This is a genomic window from Maribacter sp., assembly GCA_020629415.1.
In the GTDB taxonomy this organism is placed as follows: Bacteria; Bacteroidota; Bacteroidia; order Flavobacteriales; family Flavobacteriaceae; genus Maribacter; species Maribacter huludaoensis.
The window spans coordinates 1-7,933 of sequence record JAHDDL010000033.1 but is presented as its reverse complement, the minus strand read 5'-3'; the positions used below and the strand labels follow the sequence as shown (position 1 = coordinate 7,933).

The 7,933-nt window shown below is 37.5% G+C and carries 5 protein-coding genes and 1 pseudogene; all 6 read left to right on the top strand.

The annotated features are described in order from the left end of the window. Positions 1-615: helicase-related protein (locus QZ657_RS13055; RefSeq protein WP_291967396.1), on the top strand; the 615-nt coding region annotated here is incomplete at its 5' end. A 37-nt stretch (positions 616-652) separates the two neighbouring features. Further along, entirely contained in the window at positions 653-2,203 is a 1,551-nt protein-coding gene (locus tag QZ657_RS13050; protein WP_291967394.1) for an SDR family NAD(P)-dependent oxidoreductase, read from the top strand. A 121-nt stretch (positions 2,204-2,324) separates the two neighbouring features. Next, complete coding sequence (locus QZ657_RS13045; RefSeq protein ID WP_291967392.1) at positions 2,325-4,280, top strand: hypothetical protein; 1,956 nt, start codon at positions 2,325-2,327, stop codon at positions 4,278-4,280. Between the two features lie 3 nt (positions 4,281-4,283). Continuing rightward, complete coding sequence (locus QZ657_RS13040) at positions 4,284-5,117, top strand: DUF2490 domain-containing protein (RefSeq protein WP_291960799.1); 834 nt, start codon at positions 4,284-4,286, stop codon at positions 5,115-5,117. A 23-nt stretch (positions 5,118-5,140) separates the two neighbouring features. Further along, positions 5,141-5,977 (top strand): MORN repeat-containing protein, encoded by an 837-nt coding sequence (locus tag QZ657_RS13035; RefSeq protein WP_291960801.1) that lies wholly within the window; start codon positions 5,141-5,143, stop codon positions 5,975-5,977. A 169-nt stretch (positions 5,978-6,146) separates the two neighbouring features. Continuing rightward, positions 6,147-7,933 (top strand): annotated as a pseudogene (locus tag QZ657_RS13030) (hypothetical protein); the annotation flags it as partial.

Below are 7,933 nucleotides of genomic sequence, written 5' to 3'. Positions count from 1 at the left end.
ATTATTTTCTGTAATTACAAGGATAGTATTGAAAGTGTAAGCGTTTTTTTAAGCGAGCAAGGTATTTTGCACGAATGCTTTTCGGGTGGTATGGAACAACGAAATCGCGAACGTGCGCTTATTAAATTCAGAAATGGCAGTAGCAGAATTCTAGTGGCAACTGATCTTGCCGCTAGGGGCATTGACATTACCGAACTAAAATTCATTGTTCATTACGAATTACCGCATCGCATAGAAGAGTTTACCCACCGTAACGGTAGAACTGCACGTGTAAATGAATTGGGAACAGCCTATGTTTTAAAATGGGATAAGGAAAAATTACCCGAGTTTATTGAAGCATCGACCCCAATTAAAATCAATCCCTCAAAAAAATTAGGTGATCCGTTTTGGGAAACCTTATTTATTTCTGGCGGAAGAAAAGATAAAATATCCAAAGGTGATATAGCGGGACTTTTCTTTAAGCAAGGCGACTTAAATAGAGACCAATTGGGAGATATAGAACTAAAGCAAGATTGCGCTTTTGTTGCGGTACCTAAAAGTCTATCAAAAGAACTTGCGAATAAATTGAACAACACCCGATTAAAAAAGAAGAAAGTACGCATTACCGTACTTTGAGCATTGTTAGTATTTTTGCCCTTATTAAGGTAGTATCATGAAGGAAGAACAGAAGTATAAAGAAACAGAAATCGACTTAAACGAGATTGAAAGTTGTATTGACATTTTAAATCGATTGGTAAACGACACCAACCAGATTTTTGAAATTCCCGAAGATAGACGTATTGCCTTAATTAAAGCTGCCGGTCAATTATCTCGCCCTAGCAAACAAGAATTTGCTAAACGGGTAAAGGACGCCAAAAGAAATGAAAAAAGAAAGCAGGCTGTTCGTGACAAACATGCCCGTAAAGAAACGGGGATTCGTAGTGCGCGTGAAGCCCATGTCTTTGTTGCGCCAAAATTACTACCTGCAGCCGAATTGGCCAGTAAAGATTTGCCGGAGCTTACTACCCCTCGAAACTGTTATGTGTGTAAGGCCGAGTTTACAAAGCTTCACCATTTTTATGATACCATGTGTACAGATTGTGGCGATTTCAACTATGCCAAAAGATTTCAGACTGCAAATGTTAAAGGTCAGGTAGCGGTGATTACCGGTTCACGTTTAAAAATTGGTTATCATATTACCTTAATGTTACTTCGTGGAGGCGCAACGGTCATAGCTACCACACGTTTTCCTGTAGATTCTGCATTACGTTTTTCCAAAGAGGAAGATTTTATGGAGTGGGGGCACCGACTTAAAATTCATGGCCTAGACTTGCGCCATATACCCAGTGTAGAAATCTTCTGCAATTTTGTAGAACAGCAATATGATAAGCTTGATATCTTGATCAATAATGCTGCGCAAACAGTACGTAGACCAGCAGGATTCTACCAGCACTTAATGGAGAACGAAGAGCGTGAATTCTCATCCCTGCCAAAATTTGCCCAAATGGTTTTAAGCGACCATGAAAGCTGTTTGGAAGAGCTTAAAACATTCAGCTCAAAAGCATCACCAAATCAAAACATGCCGGTTACATGGCACGGACCAGAACCTGGCATTGGTTTAAGAGCTTCCGCTCAACTATCACAAATACCGTATAGTTTTGACAATGCATTGGTTGCCCAGGAGGTTTTCCCAACTGGCGAATTAGATGCCGATCTTCAACAAGTAGATTTACGTAAAACCAACAGCTGGCGACTAAAATTAGGGCAGATAGAAACTACTGAAATGATCGAGGTTCAATTGGTCAACTCCGTTGCACCTTTTGTACTGTGCAATCGTTTGGCAGAAATGATGAAAAAAGAAAACACCGGGCAAAAACATATTATCAACGTTACGGCCATGGAAGGTAAATTCCACCGTTTCTTTAAAGAATCGCGCCATCCGCATACCAATATGGCGAAGGCCGCATTGAATATGTTAACGCATACCGCAGCTGGCGAACTTGCAAAAGATGGTATTTTTATGAACGCTGTGGACACCGGCTGGGTTACCGATGAGGATCCAGCGGAATTAGCGAAAAAGAAACAAGAAGTACATGATTTTCAGCCTCCGCTAGATATTGTTGATGGTGCAGCCAGAGTTATGGATCCATTGTTTGACGGTATAAATACCGGTAAGCATTGGTGTGGCAAATTTTTAAAGGATTACTTCCCAATTGATTGGTAATTTCACAAACTTTAAGAACTTTTATTGATTCATTCTCAATTGTTTAAAAACATTTAATAAAAACCTAAAAATCTAACGCTTCTTATTTACTAGTCTGAATCTATTTTTGTTTTTTTGCGGGATGATTAGGCTAATTATCAAACTATTACTACAATTTCTTGTATTCGCTATCATTGGAATCGGCATTCCTTTGAAAGCTCAAGAAATTCAGACTTACAACGGTCCTTTACAGATAGGAAAGTATAACGGTAAGGCAACATTTTCTTACAAGCTTGTTGATAACGATACCGTACTGCATGGAGATTTTTTGGTATTACGGTCCAATCTTCAAGAATTGTTACAAAAGCAAGATTATTCTTTTCAATTTAAAGGTGCTTTTGTTGATGGTACCGCAAACGGACCGTGGAAATTTCAATTTGGGGAATTTAATTCCAAAAGTCAATCTGAGGTTATTGATTACCAATATCGTGTTCTAGTTAGTGGTATACAGAAATCTGCCAGCGGTAAAATTCAAATGGGGAAACCCAATGGTAAATGGACTATACTAGAGGAACAAATAGAAGATTCTGAAATTTCCAGCACTTTATTTAAAAGTGTGGTTTCTTTTAATGATGGTGTGCCACAACAGAATTTCAGTATTAATAATGAAAACTACACGTTAATAGGACGGTTTTTACGAGACGGCTTGGCTCATGATGAGTGGTCTTTATTTCCAACAAATGGAATGGACCAATCTGAAAGCTGGTATTTTAGGGATGGTATTTTACAATCAATTAGGGTTGATGATGATAATGACCATAAAACTATCAAAGCTTACCAAGATTATAATGGTAGAACTAAAGTTATAAATCTTGATGCAGGTTATATTAAAGCACTGGAAATTCAATTATCTCAAGTAGATGTTGATATTCTTCACCACAACAGTTTACCTGAACTTTTAAAACAAAATGCAGCGCGTTATCAAGAGGTAGACAACATTTTGTCAGAATTGGGTAAATCTGAATTTCTTCCGGAATTTAAAGTAAAAGTTCCCTATTACCCATTAGATTCATTAGATATGTTAAAAGTAGATAGTTTGGTTTCCTACTATAAAAAAGCTACTGAGTTAAGTGAGTCTATATTGCATAATTCACAACTTAATATATTAAAATTATCTGATGCCAATACGGCATATCAATACAATACGGTACTTTACCTTAAGGAAAGTTATCTTAAACCTATTCAAGAAATTGTAAGTTATGATTCTTTAGGAATTTTAGAATATACATCACGTCAGCAACTAATGAATCATGTTTTTCCCACAGGAATGCCAAAATCTGAAATCGATATTGAGATGCAGATAGATAGTGTTATGTCGTCCAAATTATATTCTATTCCAACTACTTCTTTAACTGACCCATCTAACTCAAACATTGAAAATCTCCAAGCTATAGCAAAAATGGGGTATGACGGTATTTTGGCAATTGCCGATGAAGTAAAAGAAACACTGGCCCAAGAGAAAAGACAAAATGAGTTGGCAAATCTAGAAGAAGAAATCATATTACAAAATGATTCACTTGTCACTTTTATTGAAATAAATAAAGATAGCATACCACTGAAATATGCGAATGCTTTAAAGCAAATTAAATCGTTTGCAAGCACAACCCTGAACGATTATTCTAAAGTAAAATCTGCCCAAAACAGATTAACGGCGGCTAGAAGTACAGTTACCTGTTTAAAAAATTTAAATGAATTATCCGTAACGGTTTCTAAAATGGCCACATATAAAAGTACCATAGAAGATTCATATACCGATCGTATCTGGAATCCGTTTATGGCAACCTTAATGGATGAAGACATAAAAAAACGAATAACAGCTGCTTACACTAAAATTCTGGAGCCCTATTTCTTAGAGCAAATAGAACAATCGCTTACATGTGAAAACACCACCAATTTAGATGAGCAGATTAACGCCACGTACCATACGGTAATAATGTTGAAAGATAAGGATACCAAAAAGCTGGAACGTAAGCTGAAAAAAGAAAAGGACCCTACAGTAATTTTAGAAATGTTGAATGTACAAAACACAAAGCAATAGTCTATGAAATCGTTTGGTACATACATAATAAAAGGGTTGTTTTTGTTTTGCTTCCTATCGGCTTTTCAGGGTATTTCACAAGAAGATGAGCCAGAGGTATTACCCGAGTATTCTAAATATAAAGACCTCACTACTAAAACCTGGATCAACACCTATGGAAATATTAGAATTGGCAAACGTTTGTTTTGGGACGCACAAACGCACCTAAGATTAGCCGAAACAGAAGACACTCCTTTTGTAGGTCAGGTAGCCCAAGTCTATAACAGACATGCAATTGGATATATACATTCTAAATATTTCAATGTACGTTTAGGTGGTGTACTTCGTTTGAACTTTAATACCGACGAAGCTTCAACTGACCGTAATTTAGTGCCCGAATGGCGTATTTGGCATCAGTATCAATTTGCACAGGCTTTGGAAAGTATGATGATTTATCACCGTATTCGTATAGAACATAGATGGACCCAAGGTTTTGCCGAGAATAGCGAGTATATTTTTAGAAATAGATGGCGTTACATGTTCAGAATGAAAATTCCATTGAACAATCATAAGTTAAAACCAAAAACATTGTACGTAGCTCCAGAGGCAGAATTGATTATGCAGAGTGGAAAAGCTGTAGTGGCCAGCCCTATGGAAGATTTACGACTTACAACTACCTTAGGTTATATACTAACACCTAGGTTGACTGTGGCTGCGGGTGCCATGTATTCACAGGGTCAAGATTTATCCAATGGCGGATTTTTTAAACATAGTTGGGCAATGCGCTTTCATGTTTACTTTTCTCCAGATTTTAGAAAGGTTAAGAACAAACTTCCAGAAATTCATTTAACGGACTAGATAGGTACCGCAATTAAAAGAGTATGAAGAAAAAGGATATTACGTTATACGGCTTACTTGCTATCCTTACTGTAATGGTAATTTATTTTGGCATAAAATCAAATTCGCTTGAAAATGAAATTGGAGAGGGCAGTAAGGCAAAAGAAGAACTAGATGTATTGGTTACTGGCAATAAAGAGTTAGTTGCAATTGACTCCGTGTTAATGAAGGGTGATTATAATAAGGCCATTGAGTCTTATAATAACACCTTACAAAACCATGAAGAATTGAATACCGTTATACCATTACGTATTGCTCTTGCACAAAAGTTAATGGAGAATAGTAGTGTAAATGTCGCTGAAAAGGAGACCGAAAAAACAGCTGTTGATTCTTCTGCTATCGCTTCGGTTACTAAAAGCGAAATCAGAAGTATTGATTCCTTAAGTTTTGCACTAGAAAAGGCGCGTGTACAAATAAGTAATATGCGCCAGCAGTTGAACAACAAATCTTTTGGCGAATATTTAAGTTTTACCAGTAAAAAAGGTACTGCACTACATTATGTAGGACAGGTAAAAAATAATAAGGCCAATGGTATAGGTATTGCCGTTTTGGAAACGGGCAGTAGGTATGAGGGCGAATGGAAGGACAATTTACGCGAAGGTAATGGTACTTTTTATTGGGCAGATGGGCAATATTATATTGGCAGCTATAAAAATGATATGAGAAACGGTGAAGGCACTTATTTTTGGCCCAATGGGGAAAAATACAAAGGGCAATGGAAAGATGACAAACGCAACGGTAAAGGCATTTTTCATAAAAAAGAAGGTTCTGTTATCAGTGGCATCTGGGAAAATGACAAGCTAAAAGAAGCGGATAAGTAAGCTTATTCATTTAGTTTCATTATAAAACACAAATTTTACTTATTCAGATATGGTCTAATCTCAATAAGAAACCCTTCAATTATGGAAATCGCAAAAATGATTTTTTAGGTATGTTTTACGTTCAAGTTTAAGTAACTTTAGGTTTTAACCAACCTATCTGTACACTAAAATGAAAACGCTATTTCGTTACCTTACTTCCGTATCGTTTATTTTACTGACCACAACACTTTTATCTCAAGACTTTTCTGCACTGGAATATAGAACTATTGGTCCGCAAAGAGGTGGTCGTGTAACTACGGTTACAGGTACACCCATGTTACCAGGTACCTTCTATTTAGGTGCATCTGGTGCTGGTGTATGGAAAACCGATGATTACGGCACAACTTGGAACAATATATCTGATGGATTTTTTGATACTCCCTCCATAGGTGCCATTGAAGTTGCGCTAAAAGACCCTAATATTATATATGTTGGTACAGGTTCTGATGGATTAAGAAGTAATATCATCAGTGGTAAAGGCATGTACAAATCTATAGACGGTGGTAAAACTTGGAGTCATATAGGACTTAAAAATGCAGGACAGATCGGAGCGGTAGAAATTGACCCTATTAATAGTAATGTAGTTTGGGTGGCCGCTATTGGTAATGCATTTAAGGCAAATGAAGAGCGTGGTATTTACAAAACTGTTGATGGTGGTACTACTTGGACAAAAATGTTGCATATATCCAATACTACCGGATTTGCCGATCTAGAATTGTTACCGGGAAATCCTAATGTGCTTTACGCTGCCGCATGGAAAGCACAACGTACTCCGTGGACCATCATCTCTGGTGGTGAAAATAAAGAAGGTGGTATTTATAAATCGGTCAATGGAGGTAAGGACTGGATAAAACTGGAAGAGGGATTGCCGCAGGGTTTGATCGGCAAAATAGATTTAGCCGTATCCCCCGTGGATTCAAGTATTCTGTATGCAGTAATTGAAGCTCCTGGTGATGAGGGCGGAGTATACAAATCTATTGATCAGGGTAAAAGTTTTGTACAGACATCAAGCAATAAAGGTCTTGTAAATAGACCTTTTTATTATACCAACATAGAACTAGACCCAACAAACCCTGATATTGTCTATTCCAATGCCAATCCACTTTTAAAATCTACAGATGGTGGAAAATCATGGACAATGATGTCCGTACCACATGGTGACAATCATGATATATGGTTGAACCCAAACAATCCAGATTTGTTGATACAATGTAATGACGGCGGTGCCAATGTTTCTCATAACGGAGGTAAAACCTGGTCTTCTCAATTCAATCAACCTACCGCAGAAATCTATCAAGTTGCTGTGGATGATCAATATCCATATTGGATCTATGGCGCGCAACAAGATAACACAACGATAGCCATACCTAGTTCTGCTCCAAGTGCAACAGCGGTACAAGGAAGCTCGCAGACCATGATAGATGTAGGTGGTTGTGAAACCGGACCCACTATTCCTAAACCTGGCAATCACAATATTGTTTACAATAACTGTAAAGGTCGTTTTAGTGTTTATAACAAGATTACGGGAGTTGGCAGGGAATACTCTATTGGAGCATCCAACATCTATGGGCACAATCCTAAAGACCTAAAATATAGATTTCAAAGGGTAGCACCAATTCATGTTTCACCACATGATCCAGATGTTGTTTATATGGGCTCACAGTTTGTACATAAGACCAGAAATGACGGGGTTATTTGGAAAACCATCTCGCCAGATCTAACCGCTTTTGAAGCCGACAAACAAGTAAACTCGGGGAGCCCGATCACTAGGGATATCACAGGTGAAGAATATTACAGCACTTTATATTCTATTAGGGAATCTAAAATAAAAGAAGGATTGATTTGGACGGGCTCCAACGATGGCGTAGTTTCTTTAACGCAAGATGGCGGACAAACTTGGACGAATGTAACGCCTAA

Excerpts from the sequence above, each read along its gene's own strand:
- QZ657_RS13050 (WP_291967394.1), top strand. The coding sequence starts at position 653 with ATGAAGGAAGAACAGAAGTATAAAGAAACAGAAATCGACTTAAACGAG.
- QZ657_RS13045 (WP_291967392.1), top strand. The coding sequence starts at position 2,325 with ATGATTAGGCTAATTATCAAACTATTACTACAATTTCTTGTATTCGCT.
- QZ657_RS13040 (WP_291960799.1), top strand. The coding sequence starts at position 4,284 with ATGAAATCGTTTGGTACATACATAATAAAAGGGTTGTTTTTGTTTTGC.
- QZ657_RS13035 (WP_291960801.1), top strand. The coding sequence starts at position 5,141 with ATGAAGAAAAAGGATATTACGTTATACGGCTTACTTGCTATCCTTACT.